Genomic DNA, 18,299 nt, shown 5'->3' with positions numbered 1-18,299 from the left:
GCTCAAAGCGGAATGCGGTGAAATGTCCTGAAACAGTATGGCATGAAGAAAGCCGCGTGGTTAGCGGCTTCCGGGGGAAAAGTGGAATGGCATGAAATGGGGTGGAAGGCTATTCAATGTTTTGTATCTGTTCCCGCATCTGCTCGATCAACACCTTCATCTCCACCGAGGCGCGGGTGGTTTCGGCATCCGCCGATTTCGAGCCCAGGGTATTGGCCTCGCGGTTGAGTTCTTGCAGCAGGAAATCCAGCCGCCGCCCGACCGGCTCCTTCTGCTTCAAAGTCCGCAGCACCTCGTCGATATGCGCCCCCAGCCGATCCAGTTCCTCGGCCACGTCCAGCTTCTGCGCCAGATACACCAATTCCTGTTCCAGCCGGTCGGCGTCGGGATTGGCGGCGACCTCCTGTAGCCGCGCCACCACCTTCTGCCGCATAGCCTGCAACACCTCCGGCAAGCGCACCCGCGCCGCGCCGACCTGCTCCTTCATCTTCAAGCAGCGCTCCTCGATGAACCCGGCCAGCAAACGGCCCTCGGCCCCGCGCCCCGCCACCATCTTGTCCAAGGCTTCGGCCAGGAGGTCCAACACCGCCGCCGCCAGCGCCTCGCGGTCGGCCTCGGGTTCATGCAGGGCGCCAGGCCATTTCAGCACCTCGAAGGCGTTGAAGCCGGCCAAGGCGGCACCGCCCAATGCCTCCACCTCGCGGGCCGCCGCCAGCAATTGCGCCACCAGGGCGCGGTTGACGTGGATCGCCGCCTCGCCCTGTTCGGTCTTCTTCCAGGACAGGGTGGCATCGACCCGGCCCCGCTTGATCCGCCCGGCGATGCGGTTGCGGGCCTCGGGCTCCAGAAAACGCAAGGCGTCCGGCAGCCTAAGGGCGACATCGAGATAGCGGTGGTTGACCGAGCGCAGTTCCCAGGCAAAGCGCCAACCCTGGACCTCGCGTTCGGCCCCGGCAAAAGCCGTCATGCTGTGTGTCATTGTTGTTTATACTTCGCGGATTGAAAGCATTGATGGTAAGCCGAAATCCGCCCATGAGAAAACCATTGTTCGGCACGACAGAAGGGAAACCGGAGCCAACGGAACCACGGGCGGCGTCCTATTTCCTGGAACCCGGCACACTGATCGACCAGTACATCATCGAACGCCCCTTGGCCGGCGGCGGTTTCAGCTCGGTCTACCTGGCCCGCCAGTCCGAGGACCAAACCCAGGTCGCCATCAAGGAATACCTGCCGCGCCGCCTCGCCCACCGCAACGGCCAGCTCGAAGTCGTCCCCGTCACCGAGGACGCCCGCCGCGCCTTCATCCGCGGCCGCCAGTTGTTCCTGGAAGAGGCCAAGGTGCTGACCCGGCTCAAGCACCGCAACATCGTCGAGGTGCTGAACTTCTTCCGCGCCAATGCCACCGTCTATCTGGTGATGACCTTCGAGTACGGCAAGGTCTTGGGCGATTATCTGCTGAAGGAAAAAAAAGGCGGGGTGAGCGAGCAATTCCTGACCATGGTATTCCTGCCGCTGTTGGACGGGGTGCGCACCATCCACAACAACGGTCTCCTCCACCTGGATATCAAGCCCCACAACATCCTGATCCGTTCCGGCGGCGATCCCTTGCTGCTGGATTTCGGCGCTTGCCAGCCCTACCCCTACGAAGAGCGCAGCCGCATCGGCAAGGTGTTGAGCAATGGCTTCTCGCCCATCGAGCAATACGACCAGGACGGGATGCTCGGCCCTTGGAGCGATCTGTATGCGCTCGGGGCCACCATGCGGATGTGCCTGGACGGGACGTTCCCGCCCTCCGCCCCCGAGCGGGCCGAGCGCGACATCCTGGTCCCGGCGGCGAAGGCGTACCGGCGGCGCTATTCCCCGATCTGGCTGGAAGCCATCGATTGGGCCATGGAAATCCACCCGGAACAGCGCCCGCAATCGGTGGCCGAATTCCTCATGTCGCTGACCCCGGCCCCACCCGGCCAGGAACCGCCGACCGAATAACCCGGACCGGCCCCGCCCCGGCGGCTTGGCCGGGGCGCCCTCCGGGCACCCCCGCCCGGCAGGCCATCCGCCCCGTCCGGCACCGCCTCTCCACCCGCCCGGAAGATGGCATAATATCTGCCGTTGCCGGGTTCCCCCCGCCCCGCCAACCCCCAATCCCAACAACAAGTCCGGCCCGATCCGGCGGCGAATCTCCACAGCCCCGCGCCGAGGGGGCTCAAGACCCAGCAAGGTACGACGATGAACCAGACCCTCCAAGAGCGTCGGCACAACACCGGCCAGTTGATCCAGGAATTATTGGAAGAACGCCAGCAACTCTGGTCGCAATATTGCGCCCTCAGCGGGATGCAACCTTTCGCCTCCGGGGAACCGCTGGATATCAAAATCCAGGAGTTCTGCGGCCTCCTGGTCGATTACATCTCGCTGGGCCATTTCGGGATTTATCAACGCCTGACCGACGGCAGCGAACGGCGGGGCAGAATCCTCCGGGTGGCGGAGAAAATCTATCCCCGCATCATCCAAGCCACCGGCACCGCCGTGGATTTCAACGACAAATACGAAAAACTCAGCGGCGATGCCCTGCGCGAACATCTGGCGGAAGACCTGTCCAAGCTCGGCGAGGAACTGGTATTGCGCAACGACCTGGAAGACCAATTGCTCGCGGCCATGACCTCGTAACCCCGGCCCCCAGGCGGTTCCGCATACGCCGGGACCGCCCGACCTCACACGGCATCCCCCATGAAATTTTGCACGCACTGCGGCGGTCCGCTGCATCAAAGCATTCCCCAGGGCGACGACCGCCTCCGGCATATCTGCGGCGTTTGCGGCAGCATCCATTACCAGAATCCCAAGATGATCGCCGGTTGCATCCCGGTATTTGGCGACCGGGTGTTGCTGTGCAAGCGGGCCATCGAACCGCGCCTGGGATTCTGGACCCTGCCCGCCGGTTTCATGGAATTGGGCGAAACCCTGGCCGAAGCCGCCCGCCGCGAGGCTTGGGAGGAAGCCACGGTCGAGGTTGAATTGGAGCCTTTGTATACCCTGTTCAGCCTGCCGCATATCTCGCAGGTCTACGCCTTTTTCCGGGCGAACATGGTGGAAGAGCGCTACGCCGCCGGGGAGGAAAGCCTGGAAGTGCGCTTGTTCCGGGAAGAGGAGATTCCCTGGGACGAAATCTCGTTCGAGACGGTCCACCGGGCCTTGCGGTTCTTCTTCGAGGACCGGCGGAAGGGAGGGTTCGAATTCAGGATGGAGGATATTGGGCCGGATTCGCGGCGGATGCGGAAGCCCTAGAAGTCTGTCGGACTTCCAAGCGTGAAGCGCTTGTACACGAATACTTGGCGACTCATCGAATTCGAATGATCGAAAATTCATGTAGAAGCGCCAAAATTGACCACAAAATGGTCAATTCAATCTTTTTATCGGAAAGTCCGACAGGCTCCTAGAGGCCGCCATTGGTTCGCTCAACAGCGATTAGGATGGTGGAACACTGCGCGGAAAGGGGGGCCGGACCTCAACCCCATTGAGCGGGCTTCCACCAAGCTGAAGGGCCTGCTCAGCAAGGCCGGGGAGCGGACCACCGCCAGGGCGCTGGACGACCACGGCGGGCACTCCCCTTCCCGTCAGTCGCAATACAACGTGCCGCCGCCATTGGGTCGGCAGGTCGTCCCCAAGGCTTTCGACCGCGCCTGCTCGGAGCGAGCCTGGTCCAGCGCGGAACCCTGTTCGGCCTGTTCCCGGCGCAACTGTTTGGTGTCGGTTTCGATGCGGTCCAGCTTGGACTTGACCACCTCCAAATTGGACTCCATGGCCCGGTCATGGCGGAGGCGCTCCTCTTCCAAAGTCCGTTGGCGGGCCGCTTCCGCCTGCCGCTCGAGTTCCTGGCGTTCGGCTTCCTGGCGGGCCTGTTCCTGTTCGAGTTTTAACCGGTGACGTTCCGCCGCCTCCGGATTGTCGAGGGAATCGGTGGGTGCCGGGGCCATCCGCACCCGCTCCGCCCCGTGAGAACATTGGGTTTGGGAATAGACCGTCTTGCCATCGACGTTACAGCGGTAGGTTTCGGCCTCCGCAGAAGCGGCCCATAGGGCGGCGAGGAGCATGAGTTTTTTCATAGAGCCTCGTGCTGATGCTGGAAGATTTCCACCCGCCTTCGGGATGGATGCCGGTGAGCGGGATTCGGCCCCGCTCCCACCGCGCAAAAAAGGCTTGCCGGTAAAACCGCGCAAGCCTTTGATTTTATGGAGCTGGCGACAAGATTCGAACTCGCGACCCGCTGATTACAAATCAGCCGCTCTACCGACTGAGCTACGCCAGCTTTTCCGAAAGGGGAGCCGGTACGACCGGCTGGGAGTACTAAGTGTAGCCGAAGTCGCGGCACGGAAAAAGCATGGCCCGACCTCCGGCGCGAACCGGCGGTTCGCCGCGGACTGGCTTTCCGCCATCTGGCATACTCTGCCGCTTTTCCCGCCCCTGGAACCCGCGCTAAAACCCATGAACAAAGACTCGATCCTCGCCGCCAGCCTCGCCCGGCTCGACGCCCTCATCGCCACCGAATACCGCGCCGACCCGCCGGATTTCGCCGCCAAGGCGCAAGCCATCGGCCCCGATCTTCCCGACGAACTCGCGCAAGCCCTGACCGGACTGGTGGCGACCCACGCCTCCCTCCAAGCCGAACCCGACCCGGACGACGCCCGGATCGCCGATTTCGCCTTCCGCTGCGGCCAGGTCCACGAACAACTCCGCGCCCACCGCCAGATCGAACTGGAATTGGAAGCCTCGGCCCAGGTGCCGTCCGCCCAGGCCGAACCCCTGGCCCGCTTCATCGAGGTCCGCGACCGCTTGTTCCGCCAGGTCGCCGATTTCACGCTCAAGGCGCTCCTGATCATGCTCGGGCTGTTGACCCTGGGCTTGGTGCTGGGACTGGTCTGAAGCCCCGCGACGAACCCCTTTCCCACCCTTTGCCACCTTGAATCCGCTCAAGAAACTCGCCACCCAAACCGCCGTCTACGGGCTGAGCAGCATCGTGGGCCGCTTCCTCAACTATCTGCTGGTGCCGCTCTACACCTACACCTTCAAGGCGGAAGCCTATGGCGTGGTATCGGAGTTCTATGCCTACGCCGGCTTTTTCGCGGTGCTGCTGACCTTCGGGCTGGAAACCGGCTACTTCCGCTTCCGCAACCGGGAAGGCGCCCAGGCCGCCGGGGCTTATCCGGCGGCCTTGGGCGTTCTGTGGCTGGCGAACCTGATGTTCGTGGCCGTTGTGGTGGCGTTCCGGCAACCCTTGGCGGAGGCCTTGCGCTATCCCGACCACGCCGAATATCTGGTGTGGTTCGCCCTGATCCTGGCCCTGGACGCGCTCTCGGCCCTGCCCTTCGCCCGGCTGCGGGCGGAGGAACGGGCTTGGCGCTTCGCGGGCGTGAAGTTGACCGAAATCGCCGCCGCCATCGGCCTGAACCTGTGGTTCCTACTGGGCTGGCCCTGGCTGGCCGGTGCCTGGCCGGATTCGCCGCTGGCCGCAGCCTATGATCCCGCCCTGGGCGTGGGCTATATCTTCCTCGCCAACCTCATCGCCAGCGTGTTCAAGATGCTGTTGTTGCTGCCACAACTGCGCGGCTGCGACTGGCGGGCGGGCTTGCCGGTGATCCGGCCCTTGCTGGCCTATTCGCTGCCCATGGTGGTCATCGGCTTCGCGGGCGTCATCAACGAGATGCTGGACCGAGCCATCCTCAAATACATGCTGCCCTACGGCCCGGACGAGAACCTCCGCATCCTCGGCGTCTATGGCGCGTGCTACAAGCTGTCGATCCTGATGACCTTGTTCGTGCAGGCCTTCCGCTACGCCGGGGAGCCGTTCTTCTTCGCCTATGCGGGCCGGGCCGACGCCAAGAAAGCCTATGCCTTGGTGCTGAAATATTTCGTGATCCTCTGCGTGTTCATCTTCCTGCTGGTGACGTTGTACCTGGACGCCTTCAAGCTGTTCATCGGCCCCGAATACCGCGAGGGTTTGGACGTGGTGCCCATCCTGCTCATGGCGAACTTATTCCTGGGCGTCTACGTCAACCTCTCGGTCTGGTACAAACTGACCGACCGCACCCTGATGGGGGCGTGGGTGTCGCTGGGGGCAGCGGTGCTGACGGTCGGGCTCAATATCTGGTGGATTCCGACCCTGGGCTACCGGGGTTCGGCCTGGGCGCATCTGGCCTCGTATGGCGGGATGGCCCTGGTGTCCTATCTGCTGGGGCGGCGTTATTACCCGGTGCCCTACCCCTTGGCGCGGATCGGTGCCTATCTGCTGTTCGGCCTGGCGCTCTACGGGGTGGACCGCGAGTTCGTGCAGAACTGCGGTTGGAATCCCTGGGGCGTCGGCAGCGCCCTGCTCGGGCTTTATCTGGCCGTGAGCCTCGTGGCGGATTTCCGGCCCTCGCGACTACGGGCGCTCTGACGGCTTCCGCGCCCATTGCCCCAATGGGCAGCCCCACCTCCCCCATGATCCATCCCCCGTCCACGTCCAGCGCCGATCCCCACCGGATTGCCCCGGATCGGCACCCCCTCAGGGCGTATTTGTCAAGCGGGAAATCCAAGAATGTGAATAGTTCACAACTTCAGCGGTAATCTTCACTATGAATACCGCGTCCGCGTTGTATCCTGAAACACGCAGGAAAAGAGGCGCGATGGGTTCGACCCAAACCCTAAGCCGCGGCGGAAAGACAATCAAAATCAAGATGAAGCTAGGTCTTTGGCATATGTCACACCATGAAAATAGCAGCAGCGATAACGGCATGAAAATATTATGGGGCGGCTTGATACTCGCGGTGGCGAGCCTGTTGATTTTGCGGCATGACGAGAATGCCCATGGAAGCAGGGCGCCGAGCGCTTGGCCCGCACCGACCATCGTCAACGCCACCAATTCCGACGGCGTGCCGGAGCGGGAGGATTTGGAGTGGGTCGATTCCCAACGCGAACTAGAAAGGCTGCGCGAGCGGGTCAGAACCCTGGAAACCGAAGTCGCCACCTTGCGTCGCGAAATCCGGGGCTTGGACCGCTAATCCCCGCGCCCCCCACAGGTCCTTGGACAAGACTCCCCTACCCGTCCCCTCCTCCCCGCCGCCCCCGCCCAAACCGGGGGACCGGCGTGAACCCCATCACAGCACTGAACGCCTACCTTGCCTAGTGCCGTCCTAAACCGGACAATGCGAAGGATTTCACCCTATTCGCAGCGAGCTCTAGCCCATGGCGCCGAATCCAGCACTGGCGGGATTGAAAACCATCCCTTATTTCATGGAAGTGTCCGACGAAGCGCTGGAACGGCTGGCCGGATCCGCGCTCAAGAAGACCTACCCGAAAAACGCCGTGGTCATCAACGAGGGCGACGAGGCCGGTGCCCTGTTCATCGTGCTGAGCGGGAAGATACAGGCCTATCTCAGCAACGAATCGGGCCGCACCGTGACACTCTCGACCCAGGAGGCCGGGTCGGTGTTCGGCGAACTGTCCCTGCTCGACGGCGAGCCGCGCTCGGCCTCGGTCATCACCCTAGAACCCACCTCCTGCTTCCTGATCCCGCGCACCGCCTTCCAGAACTGGCTGAAGGACCACCCCGACGCGGCGGGCTCGATCATCCACAACCTGACCAAGCGCATCCGCACCCTGACCGAGAGCGTGCGCGGGTTGGCCTTGTCCGATGTCTACGGGCGCTTGGTAAAGACCTTGCAGAATATGGCGGTGGAATGCGAAGGCGGTTGGATGATCCGGGGCAAGCCCAGCCACCAGGATTTGGCGAACGTGGTGGGCTGTTCCCGCGAGATGGTCAGCCGGATCATGAAGGATTTGGGCCGGGGCGGCTATATCGAGACCGAGGGCAAGGTGCTGCGCATCGTCCGCAAACTGCCGACCTCCTGGTGAGCGCCGCGCCGGTTCAGGACGGGGTTGCGGCGGGCGGGTTGCCCTTCTTCAGCAAGACCTGGCGACGGAAACCTGCCATGCACAGCGCTCCGCAGGCAATCGCGGTCAGGTCCATGCCGATGCCGGTCCAAAAGCCATGGACCTGGAACCCGCCACCCATGGCGGGGCGCAGGATGGCGTGCATCCAGAACAAAAACCCGCCGTAATAGACCAACACCCCGGCGATGGCCCAGGCCAAGCCCGGCAAGCCCCGCCGCCCGGCGGTTTGGTAATACCACAGGGCCGTCCCCAGCACGGCCAGCATCGACAGTATCGCGGTCATGTTCGCCTCCGGTTCGCTTAGCGCGGGGGGAACTCTAGCAAACCGGCGCGCTCCCGGCGACCCCGCGATCCCCGCACGGGTTTGGGCTATGATGGCGCGGCGTTCCGGTCCACCGGCTACATCCCCGCAACCGCCCAGGCCCATCCCGAGGAAACCCACCATGCGAATCCCCCTGGCCAGACGCCCACGGTCACGCTCCAGGAATCCACTGCCCGCGCTGCTGCGCTCTTGGCGGGATGGCGGTCCGGCGGCCTCCCACGTCGAACGGATCGCCACCACCTTCCTGCGCTGGCTGGTCCCGGCCCGGCACGGCACGGCCCGCGGCAGCTTCCTCCGCGCCCTGCTCGATGCCTACACCCCGCTGCCCGCCGCGCCGAAAGCCTTGTCGTTCCAACTGCGCTCGGTGCGTAAACTATGGAGTTCCACCCTATCCATCGGCATCCGCCTGAAATGGTGAGCCACGCCAGCCCGCAACAGGAGCAATCCCCCATGCAAACCATGCAATTCAAACCCTATGGCGGCCTCGCCCAACTCGGCCCGGTCGCAACGCCCATCCCCACGCCCGGTTCCCGGCAAATCCTGGTCGAAGTGGCTGCCAGTTCGGTGAACCCCATCGATTGGAAATTGCGCGGTGGCGTGCTGCGCTGGGTGGTGGGACTGGCCGGTTTTCCCGCCACACCGTGTTTCGATTTCGCGGGCGCGGTCAAGGCCATCGGCGCGGAAGTCGTCGATTTCAAGCCCGGCGACCGGGTGTTCGGCATGTCGCCGTTGAAAACCCAGGGCGCGGCGGCGGAATATCTGGCGCTGGACGCGGCCTATGCCGCCCCGGTCCCCGCCGCGCTGGACGACCGGGCGGCGGCGGGCTTGCCCCTGGCCGGGATGACCGCCCTGCAAGCCCTGCGTGACCAAGGCGGCTTACAAGCCGGGCAACGCGCCTTGATCATCGGCGCAGCGGGTGGGGTCGGCCATTACGCGATGCAAATCGCCAAGGCCCTGGGCGCGGAGGTCACAGGCGTGTGCAGCACCCGCAATATCGAACTGGTGCGCAGCCTGGGCGCGGATGAAGTCGTCGATTACACCCAAGGCGAACCCGCGGCCTCGAAGCCGGGCTTCGATGTCATCCTCGACACGGTGATGAACCGCCCGTTCGGGACTTGGCGTCCGCTATTGGCCGAGGCGGGCGTCTACGTCTCGCTGTTGGCCAAACCCGGCTCTTGGCTCCAGGCCCGGACCCTGCCGCTGTATTCGCGCCAACGCCTGCGCTTCACCGCCGTCCAGCCGAACCGGGCCGACCTCGTCTATCTGGCCGGATTGGCCCAGCAGGGCCAACTCCGCACCGTGATCGACAGCGTTTATCCCCTGGCGGAACTCGCCGCCGCCCTGGGCCAGAGCCGGACGGGCCGGGCGCGGGGGAAAGTTATCGTGGCGATGAAGGCGGGATAGGGCCAAACGCGGCCCGCGCCCAGGGGAAACAGTCTATTGGCCCAACCACAGGCCGGACGCGACTTAAAATCTCCTTCTTCCCGCCCATACCGCGGCGGGCGCTATCCGGTACACCCAGTCCATGAAAATCTACAACCTATTCCCCCTATTGGCGGGCCGCTTGAACCAATGGAAACCCCATTTGGAACGCGCCGCCCATATGGGTTTCGATTGGATCTTCGTCAATCCCGTCCAACTGACCGGCCAATCCGGCAGCCTGTATTCGATCAAAGATTATTTCGCCCTCAATCCCAAGCTGCTGTCCGAGAAAGGCACGGCCACCCCCGAAGCCCAGATGAAGGCCGTGGTGGCCGAGGCCGAAAAGCTGGGCCTGTCGATGATGGTGGATTTGGTCATCAACCATTGCGCCTACGATTCGGCCCTGCTCAAGCAGCATCCCGAATGGTTCGCCAAGAAGAACGGCCAGATCGCCCATCCGTCCTGCGTCCACGACGGCCAGGAAGTGGTGTGGCGCGATTTGGCCCGCTTCGACCACCTGCATACCTCCGACCGCGAAGGCTTGTACCGCTATTGCCTGAAAACGGTCGAATACCTGCTGGAATTGGGTTTCAAGGGCTTGCGCTGCGACGCGGCCTATCAATTGCCCAGCGACTTTTGGCGGCGCCTGATCGCCGATGTCCGTAAAAAATGGCCGGATACGGTATTCGCCGCCGAAACCCTGGGCTGCAATCCCGAGCAAACCAAGGACACCGCCCGCGCCGGGTTCGACTACATTTTCAACAGCTCGAAATGGTGGGATTTCTCCAGCCCGTGGCTGATGGAGCAATATCATCTGACCCGCGAAACCGTGCCCTCGATCAGCTTCCCGGAAAGCCACGACACCGCCCGCTTGTTCGCCGAGGTCAATGGCAACGCGGACGCCATGAAACAGCGCTATTTATTCGCCGCGCTGTTCTCCGCCGGGGTGATGATGCCGATGGGTTTCGAGTACGGCTTCCGCAAAAGCCTGCATGTGGTGGACAGCCGCCCGGAAGACTGGGAAACCCCCGCCATCGACCTGACCGGCTTCATCCAGCATGTCAACGCGGTGAAGAGCCGCTATCCGGTGTTCATGGAGGAAAGCGTCACCGAGGTGCTGCCCTACCACCCGAACCATTCCATCCTGTTGCTGTGGAAAGCCTCGCCCAAAACCCATAGCGAAGCCCTCATCATCCTCAACAAGGACGTTTGGCACCGGCAGTATTTCCAGACCGACAACCTCAACCATTACGTGCAGAGCGTCGCGCCCATGGTCGATGCCTCGCCGGAATGGGCCATGGAGTACCTGCCCGCGCCGTTCGGCTTCGAACTCGCGCCCGGCATGGGGCGCATCCTGGTGGCCGACCGGGCCTGAGACCCGGAACCCAGCACCCCGGCGGGCGGGCGTCCGCGCCAAGCCGGGGCCGCTCCTCCCCCACAATTCTTTCGCCATAAGGGATGGCTTAAACTACAGCCCACCCACCTAGAACATTTGCGGTTTGGGTTTACGCTCAACCGTGGGGTGGGCATGCCCCCATGCCCACCGCTTCCGGGTTATCCCGGTGGGTACGGAATACGTGCCCACGCATAACGTGAAAATACCCAGCCACCAGCCCGCCACCGGGACCGATGGCCGATATGCAGCCTTATCCGCAGGACAACAGACGCATCCCATGGCTACGAAACAACCAACCCGAGGCGGACAACCGCCCTTCCAGGACACCGCGCCAAGCCGCCCAACCCACGCCGCCACCCCAGAACCTCCCGCAGCGCCGCCGCTGGAACCCGCCTATCCCGCCATCGAGCCGGACCCGCCCTTCCTGATCCCCGAACCGGAATGGCCGCAATCGCCCGAACCCCCGACCCCGGAAGTCCAAGCCGATCCGCCCGCGACACCGCAGGAACCCAAGCTCTTCATCGTGCATCTCACCCCGGAGCTGGCCCCGGTCGCCAAGGTCGGCGGTCTGGCCGACGTGGTGTTCGGCCTGGCCCACGAATTACAGCTCAGGGGCCACCACGTCGAAATCCTCCTGCCCAAGTACGATTGCCTGCGCCACGACCATATCTGGGATTTGCACGAAGCCTATAGCGACCTGTGGGTGCCCTGGTTCAACGGAACCGTCCATTGCACCGTGTACTTCGGCTTCGTGCATGGCCGGCGGTGTTTCTTCATCGAGCCGCATTCCAGCGATAACTTCTTCAACCGGGGGGGCATCTACGGCTTCGACGACGATGTGCTGCGCTTCGCCTTCTTCTCGCGGGCGGCGATGGAATTCCTCTGGCAATCGGGCAAGCATCCCGACATCCTCCATTGCCACGATTGGCAAACCGCGCTGGCCCCGGTATTCCTGTACGAGATTTACCAGCACCTCGGCATGACCCATCCCAGGGTGTGCTTCACCATCCACAATTTCAAACACCAGGGCGTGACCGGACCCCAACTCCTATCCGCCACCGGGCTCAACCGCCCCGAGTATTACGCCCACTACGACCGGATGCGCGACAACTTCAACCCGCACGCCCTCAACCTGATGAAGGCCGGGGTGGTGTATTCCAACTTCGTGACCACGGTCTCGCCGCGCCACGCCGCCGAGGCCAAGGACCAGGGCCAGGGTTTCGGGCTGGAGCCGACCCTGCACATCCATCACGCCAAGTACGGCGGCGTGGTCAACGGCGTCGATTACAAGGTCTGGAATCCCGAGATCGACCCCTACATCCCCTACCGTTACGGACTGGACAGCCTCGACGACAAATACAAGAACAAGCGGGCGCTGCGCGACCGGCTGATGCTGGCCGACAGCGACAAGCCCATCATCGCCTTCATCGGCAGGCTGGACCCGCAGAAGGGCTTGGAATTGCTGCGCCACGCCCTGTTCTACACCTTGCACCGGCGCGGCCAGTTCGTGCTGCTGGGCGCGAGCGCCAACGGCCAGATCAACCATTATTTCTGGGGCTTGAAACACCAGCTCGACGACAATCCAGACATCCATATCGAAATCGGCTTCAACGAGGAACTGTCCCATCTCATCTACGCCGGGGCCGATATCATCCTGGTGCCCAGCCGCTTCGAGCCGTGCGGCCTGACCCAGTTGATCGCATTGCGCTACGGCACGGTGCCGGTGGTGCGGGAGGTCGGCGGCCTGGCCGATACCGTGTTCGACCGGGATTATTCGGACCGGCCCGAGGACGAGCGCAATGGCTACGTGTTCAAGGATTACGATTACAGCGGGTTGGAATCGGCGCTGGGCCGGGCGATCAGCTGTTATTACCGGCATCCGGTCGAGTTCCGCGAATTGATGCGGAACGGCATCCGCTGCGATTTTTCCTGGAACCATCCGGGGCGGGATTATCTGAACATCTATCACTATATCCGCGATAAATAGCCGTCGCCGGTGTTATTCCGGGCGTATCCTTCTCCTTCATCACGCCGAGGCCCTCCATGAAAACCGTCCTCCTCCGCCACCGGGTCGCCGCCTTGTTGTCGGTGGTGTGCGCTTCGCTGCCGGTCCAGGCCGCGCCGGGCGATTTGCGCGACGAACTGGAAGCCCTCGCCCGGCAAGGCCGTTTCACCATCGAAGGCCTGGACCGGCTGGAACCCGGCGCGGTGGCGGCGCGGGCCGAAGGCACGCCCACCCAGCGGATCAAAACCCTGCTCGAAGACTACAACTACCTGCTGATCGGCACGCCCAAGGCCATCGAGCAAGTCCGCATCACCAGCCGCAAACCCACGGACGGTCCCAAAGCCTCCGCCGACCGCGCCTATATCAAAACCCAGCGCAGCGGTAGCCACCACCAAGTCCCCGCCGCCATCGTCGGTCCCAACGGGGTCGCCAAGAACCTGTTCCTGCTGGTCGATACCGGGGCCACCACCCTGGTGCTGCCCGACTCGCTCATCGCCGAACTGGGTTTCGCGCCCGACAGCCTGCAACCCGGCATCAGCCAAACCGCCAGCGGCCATGTGCCGGTGCGGATCGGCGTGCTGGATTCGGTGCGGGTGGGGGCGGTGTCGGCCCAGAACATACAGGTCAGCTTCATCGCCGACGACAAGTTGCAAGGCACCTTGCTACTCGGCATGAGCTTCCTGCAACGCTTCCGCATGACCATCGACGACGCCCACAACGAACTCATCCTGATGGCGAAATAAACCCGCCTACCGCGTCCCGGCGGCGCGTTCTACAATTCCGCCCCGCAATCCACCGGCCACACAGGGCACCACACCATGACCTGGGATATTTCCCCCGTCGCGTTCACGCTTTCGTTCAACCAATTCCACTATCCGGTCTATTGGTACGGGCTGCTGTTCGCCTCGACCTTCGTTTACGGCACCTTGTTGTTCCGTTGGCTCTACCGGCGCGAAGGCCGCCCGGAGGACGAGGTCTACGACTTAGTCCTCTATGTCATCGGCGGCACGGTGCTGGGGGCGCGACTGGGCCATGTGTTGTTCTACCAACCCGGCTTCTACCTCAGCCATCCGTGGAAGATACCGGCGGTGTGGGAGGGCGGGCTGGCCAGCCATGGCGCGGTGGCGGGCATCCTGCTCGGGGTTTGGCTGTATTCGCGGCGGGCCGCCGGCCCCTCCTTCCTCTGGGTCTGCGACCGCATCGGCATGGCCGTGCCCCTGTCCGGCGCGTTGATCCGCATCGGCAATTTCTTCAATTCGGAAATCCTGGGCCGCGCCACCGACATGCCCTGGGCGGTGGTGTTTTCCCGTGTCGATCTGGTGCCGCGCCATCCGGTGCAGCTTTACGAGGCACTGGGCTACCTGCTGATTTTCCTGTTCCAGTTCCGCTATTACCTGAAGCGCGGCGATGCCGGTCCGGAGGGTTATCTGTTCGGGCGCTGCTTGGCGCTGGTGTTCGGGGCGCGGTTCTTCCTGGAATTCTTCAAGGAAGGACAGGCCGAATTCGAGGGCGGTTGGAGCATTAGCATGGGGCAATGGCTCAGCCTCCCGGCGGTGGCGTTCGGCCTGGTCTTGATCTGGCGGGCGCGGCGCGCGGACAAGCCCGTTACGGCCCTCGGTTGAAACCGGGTGTTACAATCCGTCCCGCCCACCCCAACCCGACGGAATCCCATGCATCCCGCCCTGGTCCGACACCTCTGGTTCCCGCTGCACGAACGCCTGATGCAACGCCCGACCTTCGCCTATCTGGCCGAATTGGAACGCAGCCAATGGCTGGACCGGACGGCGCTGGAACGCCTGCAACTGCGGAAGCTCAAGGCGTTGCTCCACACCGCCCTGGCACACAGCCCTTGGCACGCCGGACGCCTCCGCGCCGCCGGGCTGGCGCTCGACGGCGACGCGGAATTGAGCCTGGAGGACTTCCGGCGGCTGCCGACCATGGACAAGACCGATGCCCAGGCCCACCGCGAGGCCATGGTCTGGAAGTCCGTGCCGGGCGGGGCGTTCCGCTACAACACCGGCGGTTCCAGCGGCCAGCCCTTGATCTTCTACTATGGCCGGTCCCGGCAGGCCGCCGACGCCGCCACGAGGATGCGGGCGCGGCGTTGGTGGGGGATCGAGGTCGGCGAGCCGGAAGTGTTCCTGTGGGGTGCGCCGGTGGAGTTGAACAAGACCGACCGGATCAAGACCTTCCGCGACCGGCTGTTCAACCAATTGCTGTTGAATGCCTTCGCCATGTCGGTCCCGGCTATGGACGAATATCTCGGGCGGATACAGCGTTTCGATCCCGCCTGCGTCTACGGCTATGCCAGCAGCCTGGCCCTATTGGCCCAACACGCCCGCAACCGGGGCGCGAGCCTCAACACGCACCGGCTCAAGGTGGTCTGCGCCACCGGGGAACCCCTGTTGCCGGAACAACGGCGCCTCATCGGGGAAGTATTCGGCGTGCCGGTCGCCAACGAATACGGCTGCCGCGACGGCGGACTGGTCGCGCTGGAATCGCCCGCCGGGCAATTGCTGGTCAATAGCGAAACGATCCTGCTGGAACTCCTGGACCCGCAAGGTCGGCCCGTGGCGGCGGGCGAAACCGGCGAAGTCACGCTGACCAATCTTTGCTCCGAAGCCCAGCCCTTCCTCCGCTACCGCACCGGCGACATGGCCCGCGCCTCCGGGGAAACCTGCCGGGACGGGCGCGGCCTGCATGTCGTGGCCGAGGTCGTGGGCCGGACCACGGATTTCGTGGTGCGCCCGGACGGGACCATCATGCACGCCCTGGCGCTGATCTACGTGCCGAGAGCGGTCGAGGGCGTGGGGGAATTCAAGATCGTGCAATGGACGCCGGAGCATCTGGAGGTGTCCATCGTCCCCAACGCCGCTTGGCGCGACGGGGCGCGGGAGGAGATCGTCCGGCTGTTACGGCTGCGGATGGCAAGCCCGGTGCGGGTGGAGGTGAACCTGGTGGGGAGCCTCCCGCCCGAGGCTTCCGGCAAGCACCGCTACGTGATCAGCCATGTAGCGCTGCCGGGAAACTTGACGCCGCGGGAGTGAGGGCAACTGCCCCGCCGGGCGGCGGGGCGGGTCGGAAAGCGGCAAGGACCGGATCAGTCCTTCTCGTTCTGGACGGTGATGTTCTTGCCCGGCTGGATTTGCTTGTCGAGGCTGGAGCCGCCGTTCCACTTGCGCAATTCTGCCACGCTGACATTGAAGCGGCGGGAAATCGAGAACAGGGTATCGCCGGCCTTGATGGTGTAGCTCTTGATCGACTGGGAAGGCCGTATCCCGGCACTCGCCATCACCAGCTTCTTACCGGCATCCTTACCCCAGACCACCAGGTTCTGCCCGGCCTTGACCTGGGTTTGCTCGGAGATATTGTTCCATTTGGCCAGTTGCCCGACATCGACCGAATGCTTGCGGGCCACGGCCCACAGGGTTTCGCCGGGCTGCACGGTGTAATTGCCTTTCTTCGAACCGGCATCGCGGAATTTGTCCTCGGCGGCGGCGAGTTCGCCTGGGTGGCGACGGTCGTGGGCGTCGCGGCCTTTGTCCGCGTCCTTGGCGGAATGCTTGCCGGTGGCTTCGTCGCGATGGGCGAACTTTTCGCGCAATTCGCGTGCCTTGGCCTCCTTCTCCCGTTCCTTGGCGGATTCACGCTCGGCACGGGCTAGGCGCTCTTTCTGGGCCTCGCGCTCTTCCCGCTCGCGGGCCTTGGCGGCGGCGCGTTCCTCACGGGCGGCGCGCGCCCTGGCTTCCCGTTGTTCTTCCTCAAGGGCCGCGTCATCCGGGGCGGTGGAATCCTGGCTATCAAGCCGATAGCTGGAAGAAGGGGACACCGGGGTCAGTTCCCGTTCCGACAAGGGCTTGGAAAAATCGGATTCCTGGCCGTCCTGGGGCGGTTCCGGTTCGGCCACGGGCTGGGGCGTGGCGGTGGGTTCCGGGCCGTCCGGCTGATAGACGGCCAGGGTGGCCGCCGCCTGCCGCGCCGAAAACCTGGATTTAACAGGGGTTGGGTCCGGCGTATAGGCGACCGGGGTCGCTTCCGGCTCCACGCTGTCGAGAGTAGCCAAGGCCGGGCTACTCTCGACAGCGGCGGCGCTATCCGATCCCAGTTCTTGCTGTCCGACCTGGAAACCGCCGGAGGTCTGCCTTTCCTGGACCAGCCGCTCCAATTCCTCCTTGAAATCGGCGGTCTTCTTGTCGGCGGGGATGAACAGGTGATAGCTGCCGGAGACATCGGTATGCTGGCGCTTGAAGCCCGGATTCAGCGCGAACAGTTGATCCAGCGACATATCGGCGGCATCGGCGGCCAGGGCCAGATCAAGCGGTTGGTTAAGCTTGACAGCTTTGTATTGGGCTTGGTTGGGGATGGCGCGGAGGTCGATACCGTGTTGGTCGGCTTCGACGAAGATTTTCGATACCGCCAGCAACCGCGGCACGTAGGTCCGGGTTTCCTGCGGCAAATCCAAGGACCAGAAATCGGTGGGCAGGCCACGGTTGGCGTTCCGCTGGACCGCCCGGCCCACCGCGCCCTCGCCGCAATTGTAGGCGGCGATGGCGAGCAGCCAATCGCCATTGAAATCCTTGTGCAGCTTCTTCAGGTATTTGATGGCGGCGCGGGTGGAGGCGTAGACATCGCGCCGCCCGTCGTAATAGCGGCTCTGCTTCAGCCCGTACATGCGCCCGGTGGACGGGATGAATTGCCAGATGCCGGCGGCGTTGGCCGGGGACACCACATGCGGCTGGAACGCGCTCTCGATCACCGGCAACAGCGCGATTTCGCCCGGAATATCGTGTTTCTCGACCTGGCGGACGATGGAATAGAGGAAAGGCTCGGCGCGTTGCTGCACGCGCTGGATGTAGGTCGGGTGGTTCAGGAACCACGAGAACTCGCGGTCGATCTCCTCGTGTTCGATGGGCGGGAGGTCGTAGAGATCGAACAATCGTTCCCAGAGGTTGTCGTATTGCGAGGTACTACTGGATGAGCCTCCCGTGGAAGCTACGGTCTTATCCTTCTTGCGGAGCCACTTGCCGGAAGTCCGGGCGGTCGATGAGCGGGATTTTTTTTCGCCGGACGTTGACGCTGGTTGCGCGTTCTCGGTTAAATTGGCCCCATTCTTCAGCTTACCCCCGTTATGCGAGCAGGCGCTCAAGGACAGGACGATGATCGATGCGCAGCACAGCCACTGCGCGTTGGGTTTAGGCCGGGTCATGGTCGTTTCCTCTGCGTTCAATTCG

Annotated in this window: 18 protein-coding genes and 1 tRNA gene; 14 read left to right on the top strand and 5 right to left on the bottom strand. The window is 63.7% G+C overall.

From position 1 onward, the window contains the following. Positions 1–109: 109 nt before the first annotated feature. Entirely contained in the window at positions 110–967 is an 858-nt protein-coding gene (locus tag B9N93_RS03715) for a YicC/YloC family endoribonuclease (protein ID WP_254899327.1), read from the bottom strand. 65 nt (positions 968–1,032) lie between these two features. Between B9N93_RS03715 and B9N93_RS03710 the strand changes: the two genes are divergently transcribed. From B9N93_RS03710 to B9N93_RS03700, 3 genes are all read left to right on the top strand, one after another. Further along, positions 1,033–1,986 (top strand): serine/threonine protein kinase, encoded by a 954-nt coding sequence (locus B9N93_RS03710; protein WP_085211003.1) that lies wholly within the window; start codon positions 1,033–1,035, stop codon positions 1,984–1,986. A 240-nt stretch (positions 1,987–2,226) separates the two neighbouring features. Beyond that, positions 2,227–2,664 carry an Rsd/AlgQ family anti-sigma factor gene (locus B9N93_RS03705; RefSeq protein ID WP_085216157.1) on the top strand — a complete coding sequence of 146 codons (438 nt, stop codon included), beginning with the start codon at positions 2,227–2,229 and terminating at the stop codon, positions 2,662–2,664. Positions 2,665–2,724: 60 nt separating this feature from the next. After that, entirely contained in the window at positions 2,725–3,279 is a 555-nt protein-coding gene (locus B9N93_RS03700) for an NUDIX hydrolase (RefSeq protein WP_085211001.1), read from the top strand. A gap of 329 nt (positions 3,280–3,608) precedes the next feature. Here B9N93_RS03700 and B9N93_RS03695 read toward each other — a convergent pair whose 3' ends face one another. Next, a complete protein-coding gene (locus tag B9N93_RS03695) occupies positions 3,609–4,097 on the bottom strand; it encodes a DUF4124 domain-containing protein (RefSeq protein ID WP_085210999.1) in 489 nt (162 codons plus the stop codon). A 127-nt stretch (positions 4,098–4,224) separates the two neighbouring features. Further along, a tRNA-Thr gene (locus B9N93_RS03690) sits at positions 4,225–4,300 on the bottom strand. Between the two features lie 176 nt (positions 4,301–4,476). On the opposite strand from B9N93_RS03690, the gene B9N93_RS03685 reads away from it, so the two are divergent. From B9N93_RS03685 to B9N93_RS03670, 4 genes are all read left to right on the top strand, one after another. Further along, positions 4,477–4,914 carry a hypothetical protein gene (locus B9N93_RS03685; protein ID WP_085210997.1) on the top strand — a complete coding sequence of 146 codons (438 nt, stop codon included), beginning with the start codon at positions 4,477–4,479 and terminating at the stop codon, positions 4,912–4,914. Positions 4,915–4,951: 37 nt separating this feature from the next. Beyond that, on the top strand, positions 4,952–6,427 hold the full coding sequence (locus B9N93_RS03680; protein WP_085210995.1) for a lipopolysaccharide biosynthesis protein: 1,476 nt from the start codon (positions 4,952–4,954) through the stop codon (positions 6,425–6,427). Between the two features lie 337 nt (positions 6,428–6,764). Then, positions 6,765–7,031 (top strand): hypothetical protein, encoded by a 267-nt coding sequence (locus B9N93_RS03675; RefSeq protein ID WP_125468826.1) that lies wholly within the window; start codon positions 6,765–6,767, stop codon positions 7,029–7,031. Positions 7,032–7,215: 184 nt separating this feature from the next. Continuing rightward, the gene (locus B9N93_RS03670) at positions 7,216–7,884 is read left to right on the top strand and encodes a Crp/Fnr family transcriptional regulator (protein WP_217807261.1); all 669 of its coding nucleotides are present in this window, start codon (positions 7,216–7,218) and stop codon (positions 7,882–7,884) included. Positions 7,885–7,897: 13 nt separating this feature from the next. On the opposite strand, the gene B9N93_RS03665 is transcribed toward B9N93_RS03670, so the two are convergent. Beyond that, positions 7,898–8,206, bottom strand: coding sequence for a hypothetical protein (locus tag B9N93_RS03665; RefSeq protein ID WP_085210991.1), 309 nt, complete (start codon positions 8,204–8,206; stop codon positions 7,898–7,900). Positions 8,207–8,366: 160 nt separating this feature from the next. Here B9N93_RS03665 and B9N93_RS03660 point away from each other — a divergent pair, with 160 nt between their 5' ends. From B9N93_RS03660 to B9N93_RS03630, 7 genes are all read left to right on the top strand, one after another. Continuing rightward, positions 8,367–8,663 carry a hypothetical protein gene (locus tag B9N93_RS03660; RefSeq protein ID WP_085210989.1) on the top strand — a complete coding sequence of 99 codons (297 nt, stop codon included), beginning with the start codon at positions 8,367–8,369 and terminating at the stop codon, positions 8,661–8,663. Between the two features lie 32 nt (positions 8,664–8,695). Then, positions 8,696–9,649: an NAD(P)-dependent alcohol dehydrogenase gene (locus B9N93_RS03655; RefSeq protein WP_125468825.1), complete on the top strand. Its 954-nt coding sequence runs from the start codon at positions 8,696–8,698 to the stop codon at positions 9,647–9,649. A gap of 121 nt (positions 9,650–9,770) precedes the next feature. Next, a complete protein-coding gene (locus tag B9N93_RS03650; protein ID WP_085210986.1) occupies positions 9,771–11,042 on the top strand; it encodes an alpha-amylase family glycosyl hydrolase in 1,272 nt (423 codons plus the stop codon). A gap of 298 nt (positions 11,043–11,340) precedes the next feature. Then, on the top strand, positions 11,341–13,050 hold the full coding sequence (gene glgA, locus B9N93_RS03645) for a glycogen synthase GlgA (RefSeq protein WP_085210984.1): 1,710 nt from the start codon (positions 11,341–11,343) through the stop codon (positions 13,048–13,050). Positions 13,051–13,106: 56 nt separating this feature from the next. Continuing rightward, a complete protein-coding gene (locus tag B9N93_RS03640) occupies positions 13,107–13,811 on the top strand; it encodes a retropepsin-like aspartic protease family protein (RefSeq protein WP_085210982.1) in 705 nt (234 codons plus the stop codon). A gap of 75 nt (positions 13,812–13,886) precedes the next feature. Next, entirely contained in the window at positions 13,887–14,690 is an 804-nt protein-coding gene (gene lgt / locus B9N93_RS03635) for a prolipoprotein diacylglyceryl transferase (RefSeq protein ID WP_085210980.1), read from the top strand. 48 nt (positions 14,691–14,738) lie between these two features. Continuing rightward, positions 14,739–16,115, top strand: a complete 1,377-nt coding sequence (locus B9N93_RS03630) for a phenylacetate--CoA ligase family protein (RefSeq protein WP_085210978.1) — start codon at positions 14,739–14,741, stop codon at positions 16,113–16,115. A gap of 53 nt (positions 16,116–16,168) precedes the next feature. Here the strand turns inward: B9N93_RS03630 and B9N93_RS03625 are convergent, their stop codons facing one another. Further along, on the bottom strand, positions 16,169–18,274 hold the full coding sequence (locus B9N93_RS03625; RefSeq protein WP_085210976.1) for a lytic transglycosylase: 2,106 nt from the start codon (positions 18,272–18,274) through the stop codon (positions 16,169–16,171). Between the last annotated feature and the right edge of the window lie 25 nt (positions 18,275–18,299).

The organism is Methylomagnum ishizawai (assembly GCF_900155475.1).
GTDB lineage: Bacteria > Pseudomonadota > Gammaproteobacteria > Methylococcales > Methylococcaceae > Methylomagnum > Methylomagnum ishizawai_A.
Note: the sequence above shows the minus strand (reverse complement) of the source record. Positions and strands in the feature narration are given on the sequence as shown.